At 71.8% G+C, this 18030-nt stretch carries 12 protein-coding genes; 5 read left to right on the forward strand and 7 right to left on the reverse strand.

The window, feature by feature from the left end:
- Positions 1–391: 391 nt before the first annotated feature.
- A complete protein-coding gene (locus AC0IY1_RS09455; RefSeq protein ID WP_471769112.1) occupies positions 392–2110 on the forward strand; it encodes a multicopper oxidase family protein in 1719 nt (572 codons plus the stop codon).
- Between the two features lie 101 nt (positions 2111–2211).
- Here AC0IY1_RS09455 and AC0IY1_RS09460 read toward each other — a convergent pair whose 3' ends face one another.
- The 4 genes from AC0IY1_RS09460 to AC0IY1_RS09475 form a co-directional block, all read right to left on the reverse strand.
- Positions 2212–4209: a methyl-accepting chemotaxis protein gene (locus AC0IY1_RS09460; protein WP_471769114.1), complete on the reverse strand. Its 1998-nt coding sequence runs from the start codon at positions 4207–4209 to the stop codon at positions 2212–2214.
- A gap of 139 nt (positions 4210–4348) precedes the next feature.
- A complete protein-coding gene (locus tag AC0IY1_RS09465) occupies positions 4349–5611 on the reverse strand; it encodes a cytochrome P450 (protein WP_471769116.1) in 1263 nt (420 codons plus the stop codon).
- Positions 5608–6900: an NAD(P)/FAD-dependent oxidoreductase gene (locus AC0IY1_RS09470; RefSeq protein ID WP_471769118.1), complete on the reverse strand. Its 1293-nt coding sequence runs from the start codon at positions 6898–6900 to the stop codon at positions 5608–5610. The genes AC0IY1_RS09465 and AC0IY1_RS09470 overlap by 4 nt, the downstream gene beginning before the upstream one ends.
- Positions 6897–7163, reverse strand: a complete 267-nt coding sequence (locus AC0IY1_RS09475; RefSeq protein ID WP_055952804.1) for a ferredoxin — start codon at positions 7161–7163, stop codon at positions 6897–6899. Before AC0IY1_RS09475 ends, AC0IY1_RS09470 begins: the two co-directional genes overlap by 4 nt.
- 242 nt (positions 7164–7405) lie before the next feature.
- On the opposite strand from AC0IY1_RS09475, the gene AC0IY1_RS09480 reads away from it, so the two are divergent.
- The gene (locus AC0IY1_RS09480) at positions 7406–9532 is read left to right on the forward strand and encodes a TonB-dependent receptor (RefSeq protein WP_471769120.1); all 2127 of its coding nucleotides are present in this window, start codon (positions 7406–7408) and stop codon (positions 9530–9532) included.
- Positions 9533–9647: 115 nt separating this feature from the next.
- Positions 9648–9932 (forward strand): hypothetical protein, encoded by a 285-nt coding sequence (locus tag AC0IY1_RS09485; protein WP_471769122.1) that lies wholly within the window; start codon positions 9648–9650, stop codon positions 9930–9932.
- A 139-nt stretch (positions 9933–10071) separates the two neighbouring features.
- Here AC0IY1_RS09485 and AC0IY1_RS09490 read toward each other — a convergent pair whose 3' ends face one another.
- Positions 10072–10446, reverse strand: a complete 375-nt coding sequence (locus AC0IY1_RS09490; RefSeq protein ID WP_055952794.1) for a DUF6481 family protein — start codon at positions 10444–10446, stop codon at positions 10072–10074.
- A 252-nt stretch (positions 10447–10698) separates the two neighbouring features.
- On the reverse strand, positions 10699–10908 hold the full coding sequence (locus AC0IY1_RS09495; protein ID WP_055952791.1) for a cold-shock protein: 210 nt from the start codon (positions 10906–10908) through the stop codon (positions 10699–10701).
- 595 nt (positions 10909–11503) lie between these two features.
- On the opposite strand from AC0IY1_RS09495, the gene AC0IY1_RS09500 reads away from it, so the two are divergent.
- Both AC0IY1_RS09500 and AC0IY1_RS09505 read left to right on the forward strand, forming a co-directional pair.
- A complete protein-coding gene (locus tag AC0IY1_RS09500) occupies positions 11504–13435 on the forward strand; it encodes an autotransporter assembly complex protein TamA (protein WP_471769169.1) in 1932 nt (643 codons plus the stop codon).
- The gene (locus AC0IY1_RS09505; protein WP_471769124.1) at positions 13435–17829 is read left to right on the forward strand and encodes a translocation/assembly module TamB domain-containing protein; all 4395 of its coding nucleotides are present in this window, start codon (positions 13435–13437) and stop codon (positions 17827–17829) included. Before AC0IY1_RS09500 ends, AC0IY1_RS09505 begins: the two co-directional genes overlap by 1 nt.
- A 3-nt stretch (positions 17830–17832) precedes the next feature.
- On the opposite strand, the gene AC0IY1_RS09510 is transcribed toward AC0IY1_RS09505, so the two are convergent.
- Entirely contained in the window at positions 17833–18021 is a 189-nt protein-coding gene (locus AC0IY1_RS09510; protein WP_055952781.1) for a hypothetical protein, read from the reverse strand.
- Positions 18022–18030: the final 9 nt, after the last annotated feature.

Here is an 18030-nt window from a genome sequence, read left to right on the forward strand (position 1 = left end):
GCGCTGCGCGTCCTCAATCGTGGCGGCGAGAAGATCCGTTTCCGAAATCGACGGCATCCGTCGCGTCCTGCGTCGCGGTCGCAGGTCCTCGCGCCGTGAAAGGCGCGTTCGCCCCCAAGTGAGTCCGGTGACCCAATGGTGTTCGGGGCGGCGCGACCCATCGACGACGCGCCGACGACTTGAGGCGATCCGCCTGCGTGGCACCGCCGCGCCTCAGTTGCCGGCCGACGTCGTCATGCGCTCCAAAATATTGCGACGAAGACTGGCGCACGTCGATCGTGCCTCTATTGATCGAGGCCCTGTCTCGGCAGATTTCAGGATGGCGCCGCTTGGAGATATTCTGATAAAGCCCGCCCGGAGGTCGGCTCGACGACCGGGCGAAAGGTTCAGGATGCGGCGGCGGACATTCGTAGCGAGTCTCGCGGGGCTGATCGGCTCCCGATCGGCCTCGGCGCAGATGATGCACGACATGGGCACGATGGCGGGCGAAGGCGCCCCTCCATCCCCGAAGCCGGAGGTGCCGGTCCTGCCGCAGGGGCAGCCCCTGCGCGACCTGCCGCGCCTGCCGAACGAGTCGACCGTGCCCGGTCGCTTCAGCGCGACGATCACGGCGGGCCCGGGCGTGGTGCGCTACGCCGAGGGGCTCGCGACGCCCGTCCTGCTCTATGACGGCATCCAGCCCGTGATCGAGGCGACGGAAGGCGACCGTATCGCGATCCGGTTCCGGAACGGCATTCCCGGGCAGCCCTCCACGATCCACTGGCACGGGATGCCGGTCCCGTCCGATCAGGACGGCAATCCCATGAACCCGGTCGCCTCGGGCGACGAGCGCCTCTACGCCTTCGATCTCCCCGAAGGCAGCGCGGCGACCTACTGGTTTCATCCGCACCCGCACGATTTCACGGCCGAGCAGGTCTATCGCGGCCTCGCGGGCGTGTTCCTGGTCAAGCCGAAGGTCGATCCCATTCCGGCCGCCTACGGCGACACCCTCCTGATGTTCACCGATCTGCGGATCGCCGCCGATGGAACGATGCCCCCGAGCACCATGGCCGACGCCATGAACGGCCGCGTCGGCGACCATGTGCTGGTCAACGGACAGAAGAACCCGGTCCTGTCCGTGGCGCCGGGAGAGAAGCGCCGCATCCGCCTCGTCAACGCGACGAATGCCCGGTACCTGCGCCTCGGCTTCGCGGGTGCGCGCATGCTCCTCGTCGGCACCGATGGCGGCCTCGTCGAGACCCCGGTTCCGGTGGACGAGGTGATGATCGTGCCGGGCGAGCGCGTGGAACTCATCGTCGCCTTCGACCGGCCCGGGGAGGCCCGGCTGACGACGCGCGCCTATGCGCGGGGCTGGATGGGGCCGGACGAACCGAAGGAGGCCGGACTGGTCCTGCTCACGGCCCGGGTCTCGGGACGAGCGGCCGCCGTCCCCCCGCCCCTGCCGGGGGTCCTGAGGCGGGTCGTAGCGCTCGGCGAGCCGGTCGTCTCCCGGCGCCTCGTCTTCACGGAAGCCATGTCGCGCGGGGGTGGCATGGAAGGCTCCCACGGCCTGCAGGACCCGGAGGGCATGCAAAACTTGAAGGGCATGCAAGACTCGAAGGGCCTGCAGGCCCCGGAGGGCATGCGAGACACAGGAGGCATGGCCGGCATGGGACGTCCGGACGGCATGGGAAGTCCGGAGGGCATGGGAAGTCCGGACGGCATGGAAGGTATGGACATGGGCGCGACGGCGCGGTCCGCGCCCAGCCCGTCCACACCGCCCGGCGGCATGGGCATGCGCTTCCTGATCAATGGCCGGAGCTTCGCGATGGGGCGCATCGACGAGGTCTCGAAGGTCGGCCAGCTCGAGTCGTGGTCCATCGTCAACGGGTCGGACATGGACCATCCGTTCCACATCCACGGAACCCAGTTCCAGGTCGTGGACATCGCCAAGGCCGGTGCGATCCGGACACCGGCGTTCCGGTGCTGGAAGGACACCGTCAACGTCGCGGTCGGCGAAACGGTCCGCATCCGCCTGCGCCAGGATCTCCCGGGGCCGCGGATGTACCATTGCCACATCCTCGAACACGAGGAACTCGGCATGATGGGCACGCTCGACGTCCGGGCCTGAGCCGAGACGCCCCGGACGCGGCGCGGCCTTCCGGGTCCGCGGGGGGCCGCGCAAGGGCGCGGCCGCGGGACGAACCACCGTGCCGCCGCGCCCGGCTGCAATCAGGCGGCCCGGATGGCGTCGAGGAAGACCTCGACCTCGCGCTGCACGGCCACGGCCTGGGTCGAGAGCTCGCCGGCCGCCATCATCACCTGCTGGGCGGCGCTGCCGGTCTCGCCGGCCGAGGCCAGGACCTCGGCCACGTTCACCGAGACGTCCTGGGTGCCGCGCGCGGCCGCGATGGCGTTGCGGGAGATTTCCCCGGTTGCCGCCGTCTGCTCGATCACGGTCGCCGTGATGGTCTCCGTGATGGTGTTGACCGACCCGATGGTCTGGCTGATCTGCCGGATCGCCGTGACGGCCTGGGCGGTCGCCTGCTGGATCGCCGCGATGTGTCCACCGATCTCGCCCGTGGCCCGCGCCGTCTGGCTGGCCAGTTCCTTGACCTCCGTGGCCACCACCGCGAAGCCCCGGCCTGCCTCGCCGGCTCGCGCCGCCTCGATGGTGGCGTTGAGGGCGAGCAGGTTGGTCTGGCCCGCGATGCTGGAGATCATCGTCACGGCGTCGCCGATCTGCTCGGCCGCCGCCGACAGGGAGGCCATCGCCACGTCGGTGGCCTGGGCTTCCCGGGTGGCCGTGGCCGCCACCGTGTTCGACTGCTGCACCTGGCGCTCGATCTCGCGCAGGGAGGCGACCATTTCCTCGGCCGCCGAGGCGACCGTCTGAACGTTGGCGGAGGTCTCTTCGGCCGCCGTCCGGGAGGCCTGTGCCTGGTGGCTGGTCGCGTCGGCCACGCCCGTCATGGAGCGGGCGGTGGCGTCGAGTTCGGTGGCGGCCGAGGTGACGATGCCGATGGCCCCGCCGATCGTGCGCTCGAACCCTTTGACCAGGTCGTCGACGCGGTCGGCGCGGCGCTGGCGGGCGGAGCGCTCCGCGACTTGCTGCGCCTCCAGTTCGAGGCGGGCGATGGCATTCTGGCGGAAGACCTCGACGGCCTGGGCCATCGCACCGATCTCGTCGGTCGCATCCTGTGACGGCACCGTGATCGCGGTTTCCCCCGCGGCCAGGCGGGTCATGGCCTCCGTCATTCCGGCGATGGGCCGGATCAGGCTGCGGGCGATCAGGAAGGCCAGCGTGCCGCTCAGGACCAGCGCCAGGGCGATGAGGCCCTGCTGCAGGCGCTCGCTGCCCTGCACGCTGGCCTGGGTCGCCGCCGAAATCTCGCCCATCCGCGCCTCGGCCATGCTCTGTGCCCTGGCGGCGATGGACTGGATGGTCGCCAGCTTCGACTTAATGTCATCCTCGAACACCACGCGGCTCTCCTCCAGGGCTTTCGCGGCGTCCTGGAAGGCCGTGCCGTAGACCTGGAGGGCATCGTCGGCCAGCTTCAGCGCGACGCCGAATTGCCGGGCGGGATCGAGCTCGCGCAGGGCCTTGGCGGCGGCGGCCGCCTTGCGGTTGTTCTCCGCGAAGGTGGCCGGCCCACTGGGGTCCATCGTGGCCAGGAAGCGCCAACCGGCCACCCGCACCAGGAGCATCGCACTCTCGAGCGCCTGGGCCTGGCTGAGCTGTGCCTCGTTCCCCTTCGACCGGATCTCCGCGATCAGGGCGCCGGTCAGGCGGGTCAGTTCGTTTCCGCCCCCGAACAGGCGCGTGCGGGCCGTGGCCACGGTGGCGCTGCTGGTGCCGAAGCGGACGACGTCCTCCCGCAGATCCTCGCCCCGGTCGCGCAGTTCGGCGTAGAGCTTCCGGCGCTCCTCGGAAATCGTGTTGTTGGTGACGCTCGTGCTGATGCCGACGATCCGGCGGCGGGTCTCTTCGAGTGTCGTCAAGGTCTCGGGCTTCGCCGAGCTCTTGTACTCGAGCGCCTGGGCCGCGAAGCGATCGGTCAAACCCACGACGGTGATGATGTTCCGCGTGTTGAGTTCGATCCGATTGCGTTGCTCGAACCGGCCGAGAAGATCCTCGAACTGGTACTGGGCCGCTCCACCGATCCCGGCCGTGAGGAGCATCAACGTGCCGAAACCGGCATACAGGCGCGTGCGGATACCGAACTTCATGATGGCGTCTCGTACAGATGTGTTGCGACGCCGACTCTTCAAGACAACCTATAAATCCCGGTTAAGAAGACAGTATTTGTTTCGAAAAGTCTGCAACATTCTGGCTCATGGCTCCCAATCGACTGGACTAAATTGGTTCTTAGCCTGCGGACGGTGCCCGGGGCGCGATCCCGTCGATGACGAGGCGCAGGTGCTTGGGGCCGCGCAGGGCGGAGCCGGGCCGGTAGGGCGGCGGGTCGATCGAGAGGCGGGGGTTCTTCAGGCGCTGGGCCAGCGCCACCAGGGCGGCCTCGACCTCGAAGCGGGCCAGGGGCGCGCCGACGCAGTAATGCAGGCTGCCGCCGAAGCCGAGATGGCGGTTGTCGGCCCGGTCGGGATCGAAGCGGTCGGGCTCGGCATAGACCGCGGGATCGCGGTTGCCGGAGGCCAGCAGCAGCACCAGGGGGGCGCCTTCCGGGATGGTGACGCCGTTCTGGGTGATCGGGCACAGGGTCTTGCGGGTGCGGAACTGGACCGGGGGCTCGTAGCGCAGCAGCTCCTCGACGACCCGGGGCGCACGGGCCGGGTCCTCGCGCAGGCGCCGCAGCTCGTCCGGGTGGCGGAGCAGGGTCAGCATGCCGTTGGTGATGAGGTTCACCGTGGTCTCGTGGCCGGCCACCAGCATCAGGATCGCGGTGGCGATGAGGTCGAAGTCGCTCATGCGTCCGCGGCCGTCGGCGCCCTCGGTGGCGAGACCCGACAGCATGTCGTCCTGCGGGTCCTTGCGCTTCTGCGCGATCAGGCCCTGCATGTACTCCGAGATCGCATCGAAGGTGCGGCTGTTCTCGGCGCGCAGGTCGTCGTCCTGCAGGGTGTCGGGTTCGAGGGCCGTGGCGAGCTGCGTCGCCCAGCCGTGGAACTGCGCCTCGTCCGCTGGCGGGATGCCGAGGAGTTCGCAGATCACCGTGACGGGGAGCGGATAGGCGAGGTCGTCGACGATATCGATGGCCGTCGCATCGCCGAGCTTGTCGAGGATCTCGTCCACGAGGATGTGCGAGCGGGCCCGCAGGGCCTGGACCCGCTGCGGCGTGAACTGCTGCATCACCGCGGCGCGCAGGTCGTCGTGGTCCGGTGGATCGCGGAAGATGAAGGGCCGGTGGGTGTCGGTGATGTGGTCGCGCACCGGCTTCACCAGCCAGTCCTTGAGCGGATTGCCGGTCTTCGGCCGGTCGGCCGGCGGCAGGGTCTCGGAGCTGACCCGCGGGTCGTGCAGCAGGCTCGCGATCGCCGCGTGGGAGGCGGCCACGTAGGTGCCGTCCTCCTGGCGCGAGACGGGGCATTCCCGCAGGCGGGCGAAGAGCGGGTAGGGATCCGGCCGGGCGGCCTCGTCCTTGATCTGCGCGAACAGGGTGTGGTCGCTCATGCCTCGTCCTTGTGGGCAGGGTCTGGGAAGGCCGGCGGCAGCACCGTGAAGGGGCCGGCATCGACGCCGCCGGTCTCCGGCGGGAACGGCGCCCCCGCGGCGATGTGCTCGGCATAGGTCGGGAGCCAGCGGCCGCAATCGAAGGCCACGGCGGCGATGCAGCGGCCTGCCTGGCCGTAGACCGCCACGAAGCGTCCCGCCTTCAGGCTGCCCCGGGCCACGACGAAGCCGTCGGCGCCCGTGGTCAGGCCCACCGACTTGATGGTGATGCCGCCCTGGCTCGACCAGAAGGCCGGCACCGCGCGGTAGGGCTCCGGCGCACGGCCCGCGAGGAGCCGGCCGGCATGCTGGCCCTGCGCCACGGCGTGGCCCCAATGTTCCAGGGCGATGCGGTGGCCGGGATAGAGCGGGTGCGGAAACCGCGCGACATCGCCGGCGGCCGCGATCCGGGTGTCGGGCCGCTCGGACTCGTCGAGGACGTAGCCCTGCGCGTCGCAGTCGATCCCGCCTTCGTCGAACGCGAGGCCCGAGCCGGCGAGCCAGCCGGTGTTGCGCACGGCGCCGAGGGCTACCACCACGACGTCGGCCGGCAGGACCGTGCCGTCGGCGAGGCCGACCCGCGCCACGCGGCCGGTGCCGTCATCCTCCAGGGCCGCCACCTTCACGCCGCTGCGGATGGTGGTGCCGAGGCTGGCATGCAGGGCCTCCACCACGGAGCCGAGATGCTGCCCGAGCACCTTGGCGAGCAGGGTCGGGCCGGTCTCCACCAGGGTGACGCTGAGGTCGAGGGCCCGGGCCGAGGCGGCGACCTCGCAGCCGATGAAGCCGCCGCCGATGATGACCACGTGGGCCGGGCCGGCGGCGAGGTCGCGCCGCAAGGCCTCGGCCTCGTCGCGACCGCGCAGGGTATGCACCCCGGCGAGCGTCGCCTCGGCGGGGTTCGGCCAGGCCCGCGCCGAGGCCCCGGTGGCGATGAGCAGACGGTCGTAGAGCACCGCCTCGCCGCTCGCGAGGCTCACGGTCCGCCGGGTGCGGTCGAGGCCCGTGGCCGGGTCGCCGAAGCGCCAGTCGGCCTCCAGGTCGACGCGGCTCGGCAGCGTCGTGGCGTCGGCCGCGACCTCGCCCGTCAGCACCGCCTTCGAGAGGGGCGGCCGGTCGTAGGGACGATGGGGCTCGGCCCCGATGATGGTCAGGGGACCGCGGAAGCCCGCCTGCCGCAGGCTCTCGGCGCCGCGCAGGCCGGCCAGCGAGGCCCCCACCACCACGACCCGCGTCTCGGCGTCGCTCATCGCGGGTCGGCCCCGGCATCCTCGACGCGGATGGCCTGGACCGGACAGGCGATCCGGGCGCGCTCGATGTCGTCGCGGGCGGCGGCCGAGGGAGCCGGGTCGTAGTGCAGGGCCTCGCGGCCCTTCAGGACGAAGTGGTCGGGCGCCGCGTAGCAGCACTGGGCGTAGGCCTGGCAGAGGTTCAGGTCGACGGTGACCCGCAGGCCCCCGGCGGCGCGCCGCCCGTCGGCGCTCGGCCGGTCGTGATGGTTCAAGTCGGACATGCTTGCGCAATGTGCCCGGCCCGCACAGGGTTCCGCGTCGCCCGCGCGGTACGGAGACGCGGTTCGGAGATGCGGCCACGCGCGCGATCCTCGGCGACGCCGACGAACAGCGGTGATGCGCCCGGGCCACAGGCGGGCGCGAAGCGGGGCCGGGCCGCGAACAACGCTTGTCATACAATAACATCCGCCTCATGAAACATTATAACATTGAGTGATGGGGTGAGCGGGTGCGGCGATCGCGGATGGTGTGGGCCGGCGCGGCCCTGGCGGGGGCCGGTCTCGGGGCGAATGCCGGCGCGGCGCAGCAGGCCCAGGCAACCTTGGACGAGCTCAGCGTCACCTCGCCGAGCCCGATCCAGCCCGTTCGCGGGGCAGGCGGCGGCGCGGGCGAGCCCGGCGCGTCGTTCCCGGTGGGCGTGCTCCCGGTGGTGACCAGCACCTACTCGCCCGTCACCGTGGTGACGCAGCAGCAGATCGCCCGTGACCAGCCGCGGACCCTCGGGGACGCCCTGTTCGACCGCCCGGGCATCTCCTCCTCGACCTACGCGCCCGGCGCCGCCAGCCGGCCCATCATCCGCGGCCTCGACAATGCCCGCGTGCGCATCCAGGAGAACGGCGTCATCAACAACGGCGTGTCGGATCTCGGCGAGGACCACACCGTCCCGGTGAACCCCCTGGTCAGCGACCGGATCGAGGTGATCCGCGGACCCGCCACCCTGCGCTACGGCTCTGGGGCGATCGGCGGCGTCGTCTCGGCCGAGAACAACCGCGTCCCGACCTTCATCCCGGCGAACGGGGTCTCGGGGCAGGTCACCACCGGTTTCTCCAGCGTCGACAACGGGCGCCTCGGCGCCGCGACCGTGGATGCCGGCAAGGACGGCATCGCGGTCCATGCCGACGGCTTCCGCAGCGCCACGGACAGCTACGCCGTCCCGGGCGGGATCCAGCGCAACTCGGCCACCGAATCCCAGGGCGGCTCCGTCGGCATCTCGGCCATCGGCGACCGCGGCTTCGTCGGCATCTCCTTCAGCCACTACGATGCGCTCTACCAGATCCCCGGCGGGGAAGCGGCCGAGAGCCGGACCCGCCTCGACCCGCGCCAGGACCGGGTGGTCGCCCGCGGCGAGTACCGTCCGCTCGACGGCCCCCTCGAGGTGATCCGGTTCTGGGCCGGCGGCTCGGTCTACCGGCACGACGAGCGCGGCATCGGCGAGACCGGGATCGACGGCATCCAGGCCACCTTCAAGAGCCGGGAGGCCGAGGGCCGCATCGAGGCCCAGCACGTGCCGGTCTTCAGCGCGCTCGGCACGCTGACGGGCGCCCTCGGCGTGCAGACGGGACGGCGCGTGCTCAACACGCAGGGCGAGAGCTTCCTGCCGCCGACGGAATCGCGCTCGAACGCGGTCTACCTCTTCGAGCAGCTCGATGTTGGCCACGGCCTGCGCTTCCAGGCGGCGGGCCGCATCGAGGGCACCCGCTCCTCCAGCACCGCGGTCGAGTTTCCGAGCGACTACCTGCCGGTCGAGGGGCAGGACCCGGCCTCCTTCGCCCTGAAGCGGCGGTTCGCCCCCAAGAGCGCCAGCTTCGGCGCCCTGCAGGACCTGCCCTACGGCTTCGTGGCGAGCGTGAACGGCTCCTACGTGGAGCGGGCGCCCACGGCCTACGAGCTGTTCTCGCAGGGGCCGCACGACGCGACCGCGACCTTCGAGATCGGCGATCCGCGCCTGAAGCTCGAGCGCGCCCGCACGGTGGAGATGAGCATCCGCCGGGCGCAGGGTCCGCTGCGCCTCGACGCGACCGGCTACTACACCCGCTATACCGGCTTCATCTACAAGCGCGACACCGGCAACCGCTGCGACGACGACTTCGCCTCCTGCGGCGGCGGGGATGAGCTTCGGCAGATCGTCTACTCGCAGCAGAACGCCACCTTCTACGGCGCCGAGATCGCCGCGCAGCTCGACGTGATCCCGGTGGGCAACGGCTGGGCCGGCCTCGAGGCGCAGTACGATTTCGTCCGGGCGCAGTTCGACAACGGCGCCTACGTGCCGCGCATTCCCCCCCATCGCCTGGGCGGCGGCGTGTTCGTGGCGACCGATGGCTGGTTCGCCCGGGTGAACCTGCTGCACGCCTTCGACCACGTGGAGATCGCCCCGTTCGAGACGGTCACGCCCGGCTGGAACGACCTGCGCGCCGAGGTGAGCTACACCAAGGCCGTCGATCCGGCCCTCTACGGCGCGAGCGAAGTCACCCTCGGGCTGCAGGGCCGCAACCTGCTCGACGACGACATCCGCAACTCGGCCTCGTTCAAGAAGGACGAGGTCCTGCTGCCGGGTCGCAACGTCCGACTTTTCCTGACGGCGCGCTTCTGAGCCGCGGCGCGTCCTCTCAGCGCCGTGAAGATAAAAGCCGACGCGGGGCCCCAACCGTGCTACACGGAGCCAACCCCGCACGACTCCGTGCCCTGGGCAACCCCATGAGGCCCAAGTGGCAAATGCGTTCAAGAGCGGTGCGTCGCAGTCGCGATCGACCAATGATTTCAACGAGCGCGCGAAGCTCCTGTCCGAGCGCCTGGGTGCAATCGAGAAGCCGGTCCAGATGAAGCGTGGAAACGCGCCGCGTCGTACCTTCAAGGCAGGCCCGCGTCCCGAAGAGGAGACGGCGGAGCCGGCCGAGGCTCACAACGAGGCTCAAGACTCCGCCGAGGGTCAAGACTCCGCTGAGGGCCACGAGGGCGAGGACGGCGAGTCCGAGACCCGCTCCGAGGCCTGAGGACGGGTCGGGTTCGCCCGATCGTCCCATACGCCTGATCGTCCAACGAAAAAGGGCCGACGCACCGCGTCGGCCCTTTTTCATGTTCGGTGCTGTTCCGCCCGGATCCGGGCTCTGCCGAAGCGGCCCGTCCAGACTGTCAGCGACGTGCCTTGGCCTTGCGGGCCGCGTAGCGGGCGTCGCGGGCCGCCTTCTTGGCGGCGAGCTCGGCCGCCTTCGCCTCGGACGCAGCCAGGGCCTCGGCCTCTTCGCGTGCGATTTGCGCGGCGAGCTCGGCTTCCTCGCGGGCACGCTTGGCTTCCGCTGCGGCCTTCTCGGCGGCGATCCGGGCAGCCTCGCGCTCGCGGGCGCGTTCGTCTCGGGCGCGGGCGACCTCGGCGCGGGCCTGCGCCTTGGCGATCATCTCCGGGTCGTCGGCCGGAGGACGGGCCTTGAATTTTTCCAGCAGCATCTGCTTGGCGCTGAGGGAGTTCTTACGGCGGTCGTCGAAATTCCGATAGTCGAAGGCGCCCATCTGACCTTTCTCATGTGGTGAGTCGCCCGCATCCGGCGTGGAGCACGCGCGGCATGGGGCCGTGAAAAAACCGGTTTTCAGCTAGTCTTGCACTGCAACAGCCCCATGCCCGACTGCCTGCCGGGAATCAACAGAAGCCGCCCGTCGGAAAGCGGCTTCTGACAGGTTGTTGAAACGAGGCCTCAGCATTCGGGCCTCGTCGGGCCGGTCAGGGGGCGCCCGAACGGGGCGACCCGGACCGGCGGACCGCGATCAGGCGGCCTGAAGGTTGCCGGCCGACTGCTTGCCGGTGCGGCGGTCGTTCTCGATCTCGTAGGAGACCTTCTGACCTTCGATCAGGTTGCGCATCCCGGCGCGCTCCACGGCGGAGATGTGAACAAACACATCCTTGCCGCCGTCATCCGGCTGGATGAAGCCATAACCCTTGGTCTCATTGAACCATTTCACGGTGCCCGTGCTCATGGTGCTGTTCTCCTGAAGCGTTGTTTTGCCTGCCATCGGCTGCCCGGTACCCGCGTAAGCACGCGCGGGCACCCGAGGCGCAGGGTCGTCGGATGGGATGTGAGATCGAAGCGGCACCCGCGGACAGGACTGGCGAGCAGTCCTGAGAAATGGGCGGGTGCGCTACCCGGAATGAGCCGGCCATGGAGCGATGGTTACAAAGTTAGGAAGCCTGCGACGCAAGGACAAGGCGCCAGCCAAAGCCGGGTTCCCTGCCCGATTGAGGAAAGCCCTGGCGGGGCCGCCCCTGCGGCGAACCGCGCAACCGCCACTGTGCCTGGGGGCGGCGGGGCCCGCCACGGTTGCTGCACTGCCCCCGGACCGGTACTCTGGCGATCAAGGGATGGGGCCCCGAAAGGCCCCGGGACGAGACGGCGATGCGGGACCGGCGGCAGGGCCGCGGCCCGGAAGGGGATGGAATGGCAGGGCCTGCGACGCAGCGACGAGAGCCGGGAGCGCCTGCGCCCCGGGCTCGCCGGAACGGCCATTCGTGACGCGAATTCGGGGGCGGATTCGTCGTATATCGGTCTGGCGGCTCGCCTGTGCCGCCTGGCCGCTGGTCCTCGGTTCCACCGGGACCGGGCTCGCCGTGGGGCCGGCCCGGGCCTTCGACCTGTTCGGCCTGTTCGGCTCCGAGGAGGAGCCGCCGGCCCCGAGCGCCGGCGCCCTGCCCTACACGGTGAAGTTCTCCGGCATCGATGACGACGACGTCCTGCGCGCGCTGCAGGACACCTCGTCCCTGTATCGCCTGCGCCAGGAGGCGCCGCCGGACGGCGAGGGCCTGGTGCGCCGGGCGGAGGCCGACCAGCGCCGTCTCGCCGACGTGCTCTCGGGCTACGGCTACTACCAGGGCACCGTCGCGATCCGCATCGACGGCGTCGTCCTGGCCGGCGAGTCCACCGTGGTGTCGGCGGCCCGTGCCGCCGAGGCGTCGCGGTCCCGTGCCCTGGTGCCGGTCAAGGTCGTGGTCGATCCCGGCCCGCTCTACACCCTGCGCTCGATCCGCGCCCGCGACACCCGGGGCAATCCGTTTCCCGAGGAAATCCTGCCGGAGCGCTTCACCCGCGTCGGGGACGACGTGCCGGCCCGCTCGGCGACGGTGCTGGCCCGCGAGGCCAAGATCGTCGATCGCTTCCGCGCCCTGGGCCATCCCTTTGCCAAGGCTGTCGCCCGCGATCCCGTGGTGGACGATGCCGCCCACGTCATGGACGTGACCTACACGATCGAGCCGGGGCCGATCGCCGGGCTCGGCGAGGTCGCGGTGCGGGGCACCAGGGACCTCGATCCGGCGGTGGTCCGCTCGTTCATCTACGCCGAGCCGGGCGACCCCTATTCGCCGAAGGCCGTGTCGGACATCCGCCGCTCGGTGGCCAAGGTCGAGGGGCTGGGCTCGATCCGGGTGCGCGAGGGCGAGACCCTCGATCCGTCCGGCAACCTGCCGATCTTCGTCGACGTCACCGAGCGCGAGAAGAACCTGATCGGCGTCGCGGCCCGCTACTCCACCGTCGACGGGCCGGGCATCCGGGCCTACTACGCCAACCGCAACCTGTTCGGCGGCGGCGAGACCTTCCGGGTCGATGCCGACATCTATTATCTGGGCAACGATCTCTACGCCAAGCAGCGCAAGGCCGCCGGCATCGACTCGAACGGCCTGGGCGGCCGGCTCTCCGCCACCTTCGTCAAGCCGGCCCTCTGGGGCACCCGCAACGACTTCATCGCCAACGTCTTCGCGGGCCGCGAGGCGCAGCAATCCTACGTCAGCGACGCGGCCGGCGGCACCGTCGCCCTGCGCCACCGCTTCTCCGACACCTTCTTCGCCCAGGTCGGCCTCGACGGGCAGGCGGGGCGCGCGCAGGACGCGCTCGGGAAGGTCGATTACCGCCTCGTCGGCGTGCCGCTCTCGGTGAGCTACGATTCCACCGACAACCTGCTCGATCCGACCGAGGGCGTGCGCCTCACCGCCTCGGCCACGCCCTATGCGGGCTTCCTCGGCTCCGACCCGTCGATCTTCGTCGCCAAGGCGCAGGGCTCGACCTATTACGCCTTCGACGACGAGGCCCGCTACATCCTGGCCGGCCGCATCGGCTTCGGCTCGATCTCGGGGGCGAACCTCGAGGACATCCCGGCCAATATCCGGTTCTTCGCCGGCGGCGGCGGCTCGGTGCGCGGCTTCCCCTACCGGACGCTGGGACCGCGCGGGCCCTTCAACCTGCCCATCGGCGGGCGCAGCTTGCTCGAGGCCTCGGTGGAGGCGCGCATCAAGGTCACCGACACGATCGGCGTGGTGCCCTTCATCGACGCCGGCACCGCCTTCGCCGGCAGCCTGCCCGATTTCGACGAGCGCATCCGCTACGCGGTCGGCCTCGGCCTGCGCTACTACACCGGCATCGGCCCGATCCGGGTCGACGTCGCCTTCCCGATGGACCGCATCAAGGGCAACCACGAGCGCCCGGTGGCCCTGTATATCAGCCTGGGGCAGTCCTTCTGATGGCCTTCTGGACCGCACGGACCATTCGAAGAGCGACCCTCCCGCCCGCGCCGCAGCCACCCTCCCCCGCGAAGGGGAGAACAACCGTCCGCCTCGCGGCCGCGGCCCTGTGCGTCGCGGTGTTCGCCACCAGCCCGGCCACCCGCACCCGGGCCGACGAGGGCGAGAAGACCGTCCTGGGCGGGCTCCTGTCGAAGGCCCTGTCGACGCCGGGATCGCGAGTCGCCATCGGGGCCGTCGACGGCGCCCTGTCCTCCGACGCCACCATTCGCGACGTGGCGATCAGCGACGCCAACGGCGTCTGGCTGAAGCTCGACCGGGCCCGGCTAGTCTGGCGCCGTCTCGCCCTGCTCTCCGGCCGCCTGGAGGTGGAAACCCTGGAGATCGGGCGCCTCGAGGTCCTGCGCCGTCCCCTGCCCGCCCCGGTCTCGGCGACGCCGGAGCCCGACGGATCGCTGCTGCCCGACCTGCCGGTGAAGGTCGAGGTCAAGGCCTTCACGCTGGCCGAACTCGTCCTCGGCGAGGCCCTGGCCGGACAGCCGGCCCGCCTGACCGCGCAGGGCCGGGCCAATCTCGGCGCCCCGTCCGAAGGCCTCGACCTCGATGTCGCGGTGCGCCGCCTCGATGCCGAGGGGCGCTTCGGCGCGCGGCTGCTGTTCGTGCCGAAGGGCGAGACCCTCGAGCTTAAGACCACCCTGGTGGAGCCGGCCGGCGGCCTCCTCTCCAAGGCCGCCAACCTGCCCGGCACGCCGCCGATCAACCTCGACCTCGACGGGCGGGGCACCCTGGATGCCTGGAACGCGCGCCTCGACTTCGATGCCGGGCCGGACCTCGGCGCCCGCGGCACCGCACGCATCTCCCGCATCGGCGCCGAGCGGCGTCTCGCCCTCGACCTGGCCTCGCGGATCGAGGGCCTGCTGCCCGGCCCGGCCGCGGCGATCTTCTCGGGCACGACCAAGCTCGACGGCGGCCTTCGCTTCGCCGATAGCGGCGCCTTCGGCATCGACCGCCTGGAACTGACCTCGCGCACCGCCCGGCTCGAGGCCCGCGGGACCCTCACCGCCGACCGGGTGGCCGACTTCCTCGTCTCCGCCCGCGCCGTGCCCACCGAGGGCGGCGTCACCAAGGCGGCGGAGGCCGAGCTCGACACCCTGGTCTTCGACGGCAGCCTGAAGGGCGCCATCGCGCGGCCCACCGTGAACGGCACGCTGAAGGCCGCGGGCCTGCGCGCCGGCGGCTCGGCCCTGGAGCGGGTCGACGCCACCCTGTCGATGCTGCCGGCCGGACCCGACCCGTCCGCGGCCCGCTTCGCCCTCGCGGCCGACGCCCGGGTCGACGGCCTGCGCCTCGCCGATCCGGCCCTGCGCCGGGCGATCGGAGCGCGGGCCGCGCTGACCTTCCGCGGCACCCTGCAGTCCGACGGCATCCTCGATGTCGCCCAGCTGACCCTCGACGGGCCGACCGCGAAAGCCGCCTATGCGGGCCGGGTCGGCCAGAACACCCTCACGGGCACCGTCGACGCGGCCCTGTCCGACCTCGCGGCCTTCTCGGAGGTCGCCGGACGGCCCCTCGCCGGGACCCTGACGGCCCGCGCGGCCCTGACCGGCGACCCGGCCCGCAAGGCGGTCAGCGCCGATGTCGACCTGCGCACCAGCGGCCTCGTCCTCTCGCTCCCGGCCCTCGACCGCACCCTCGGCGCCGCGCCGCGCTTCAGCGGCCGGCTCTCGCAGGTCTATGACGGCTACGCCTTCGAGGGCGCCCGCTTCGAGGGAGCCGAGATCGTCGGACGCCTCGACGGCCGGGCCACCGCGCGCCTCGCCGACGCCAAGCTGGTGGTGGACCTGAAGGACCTGTCCACCCTCGACCCGAAGCTCGCCGGGCGCGCCCTCCTCGACGGGCGGCTCAGCGGCACGCTGGAGACCCCCGACCTCACCGCCACCCTGACGGCGGGCGAGGCCCGCGCTCTCGGCCGGCCGCTCCGCGACCTGCGGGTCGAGACCGTCCTGAAGGACGTCACCGGCGCCCTGGACGGCACCCTGCGCCTGTCCGGTGACGTCGCCGGCAAGGCTCTGCGCGGCGACGCGCACCTGGCCCGGCCCACGCCGGACGCCTGGACCCTCGATCGCCTCGCCTTCCGGCTGGGCTCCGTCGCCCTCGACGGCCGCGCCGCCATCGACGCCCGTAGCCTGCTCACCGAGGGAGCGCTCACCCTCGCGGCCGGCAACCTCGACGACCTCGCGCCGCTCGCGCTGACGCCGATGGCGGGCAACCTCGACGCCGCCGTCACCCTGTCCCGGGCGGGGGGGCGCCAGGATGCCGCCGTGAAGGCGACCGGAGCCGCTTTGCGCTTCGGCGCGATCGGCCTGTCGCGCCTGGACGCCGACCTCACCGGGCGCGACCTGCTGGCCCGGCCCGTGGTCGACGGGCGGGTGAACGCCGACCGCATCGTCGCCGCCGGCCAGAGCCTGGACACCGTCCGCCTCGTGGCGGTCGGTGCGCCGAATGCCAGCGACATCACCCTGAGCGCGAAGGCGCGCGGCTTCGATCTCGACGGTGCCGCCCGGCTCGTGCCGGGGGAGCGGACCCGCATCGACCTGTCGCGCTTCTCCGCGGTGCGCGGCGGCGACCGCCTGGCCTTGGCCGGGCCGGCGAGCGTCACCCTCGACGGCGGCTCGGCCGTGATCGACACGCTCGTGGTGGCGGCCGGCAGCGGACGGCTCAGCCTCTCCGGCCGGGTCGGCCAGACCCTCGACCTCAAGCTCGGCCTCCGCAGCCTGCCCCTGGCCCTGGCCCGGATCGCTTCGCCCAGCCTCACCCTGTCCGGCACCCTGGACGGCGAGGCCGACCTGCGCGGCTCGGCCAGCCGGCCCGAGGGGCGCTACGCCCTCACGGTCGCCCGCCTCGTCACGCCCGAGACCCGCAAGGCCGGCCTCCCGCCCATCGACGCCCGGGCGAGCGGAACGCTGAGCGACGGACGCGCCGGCATCGACGGACGGGTCTCCGCCGGGCGCGGGGCCGAGATGACGGTGACCGGGTCCCTGCCGGTGGCTCCCGGCGAGGCCCTCGCGGTGAAGCTGCGCGGCACCCTCGACGCGGCGCTCGCCAACAGCCTCCTCAGCGTCGGCGGCCAGCGCGTCGCGGGACGGATCGCCCTCGATGCCGGGGTGACCGGCACCCTGGCCGCGCCCCGGGCCGAGGGCGCCGCCACCCTCACGGGCGGGTCCTTCAACGATCCGCTCCAGGGCATCCGCCTCACCAACATCGAGGGCCGCGTCACCGGCCGCGGCGACACCCTGGTGGTGGAACGCCTCACGGCCCAGACCCGCAATGGCGGAACCCTGCGCGGCGACGGCCGGGTGGCCCTGGAGCCCGCCGCCGGCTTTCCGGGCTCGCTCCGGGTCTCGGCCGAGCGGGCGGAGCTCGTCTCCAGCCCGCTCATGACCGCGGTGGCCAGCCTCAATCTCGCCCTCACCGGGCCCCTCGCCCGGACCCCGAAGATCGCCGGCCGGATCGACCTCGTCTCGGTCGACGTCTCGGTGCCGGACCGCCTGCCCGCCACGGTGCAGCCCCTGCCGGAGATCCGCCGGGTGAACACGCCGCCTGAGGTGCGCGCGCGCCTCGCCGCGCGGGCCGACCGCCGGGCCAAGGTCGCGGCCCTCGGCAAGCGCGGCAAGGTCGCCCCGCCCTTCGACGCCACCCTCGACGTCGCGGTGAACGCCCCGAACCGCATCTTCGTGCGCGGCCGCGGCATCGACGCCGAGCTCGGCGGCGCGCTCCGGATCACCGGCTCGTCGCGGGACCCCGTGGCCACCGGCGATTTCGAGATGCGCCGTGGCCGCCTCAGCGTCGTCGGCCAGCGCCTCGACTTCACCCGCGGGCGCCTCACCTTCGGCGGCGAGATCGCCACGCCCGACCTCGACTTCGTGGCCGAGACCAAGGCGGCCGAGGTGACGGCGCGGATCGCTGTGACGGGCCCGGCCAACCAGCCGAGCTTCCTCCTCACCTCCGACCCGAGCCTGCCCCAGGACGAGGTGCTGTCGCGCCTGCTGTTCAAGAAGGCGTCGGGGGGGCTGTCGCCGTTCCAGGCCCTGCAGCTGGCGCAGGCCGTGGCGCAGTTCTCCGGCGGGGCCGGCGGCGTCGACGTGTTCGAGCAGGCGCGCAAGGGCCTGGGGCTCGACAGCCTCGACGTCTCCACCGGCGCCAGCGGCGGACCGGCGCTCGGGGCCTCGCGCTATCTCAGCGACCGCCTCAGCGTCGGCGTGAAGGCGGGCGCCAAGCCCGCCGACACGGCGGCGACGGTGGATTACGACGTGACCCGGCGGGTCAAGATCCAGGGCGAGGCCGGCAGCGACGGCCGCACCGCGGTGGGTGTCGGAGCCGAGTGGGAATATTGAGCCTCAGCGCGTCAGCCAGAAGGACTGGCCGATGCCGCTGAGCGACGCGTGGAAATGCGTCACCAGGACGATCGCCCAGAGCATGCCGAGGATCGTGGTCAGGGCGACGAGGATGACCTCGCCGGAATCGCGCAGCCTCAGGAAGCGGTGGGCTGCTCGGGGGGATTGGGTCTCGCCGCGTTGTCGTGCCATTCCGTCTCC

The sequence above is a fragment of the Methylobacterium sp. AC690 genome (genome assembly GCF_979256535.1).

Coding starts and splice junctions, on each gene's coding strand:
- AC0IY1_RS09455 (WP_471769112.1), top strand. CDS start 392: ATGCGGCGGCGGACATTCGTAGCGAGTCTCGCGGGGCTGATCGGCTCC.
- AC0IY1_RS09460 (WP_471769114.1), bottom strand. CDS start 4,209: ATGAAGTTCGGTATCCGCACGCGCCTGTATGCCGGTTTCGGCACGTTG.
- AC0IY1_RS09465 (WP_471769116.1), bottom strand. CDS start 5,611: ATGAGCGACCACACCCTGTTCGCGCAGATCAAGGACGAGGCCGCCCGG.
- AC0IY1_RS09470 (WP_471769118.1), bottom strand. CDS start 6,900: ATGAGCGACGCCGAGACGCGGGTCGTGGTGGTGGGGGCCTCGCTGGCC.
- AC0IY1_RS09475 (WP_055952804.1), bottom strand. CDS start 7,163: ATGTCCGACTTGAACCATCACGACCGGCCGAGCGCCGACGGGCGGCGC.
- AC0IY1_RS09480 (WP_471769120.1), top strand. CDS start 7,406: ATGGTGTGGGCCGGCGCGGCCCTGGCGGGGGCCGGTCTCGGGGCGAAT.
- AC0IY1_RS09490 (WP_055952794.1), bottom strand. CDS start 10,446: ATGGGCGCCTTCGACTATCGGAATTTCGACGACCGCCGTAAGAACTCC.
- AC0IY1_RS09495 (WP_055952791.1), bottom strand. CDS start 10,908: ATGAGCACGGGCACCGTGAAATGGTTCAATGAGACCAAGGGTTATGGC.
- AC0IY1_RS09505 (WP_471769124.1), top strand. CDS start 13,435: ATGGCCTTCTGGACCGCACGGACCATTCGAAGAGCGACCCTCCCGCCC.
- AC0IY1_RS09510 (WP_055952781.1), bottom strand. CDS start 18,021: ATGGCACGACAACGCGGCGAGACCCAATCCCCCCGAGCAGCCCACCGC.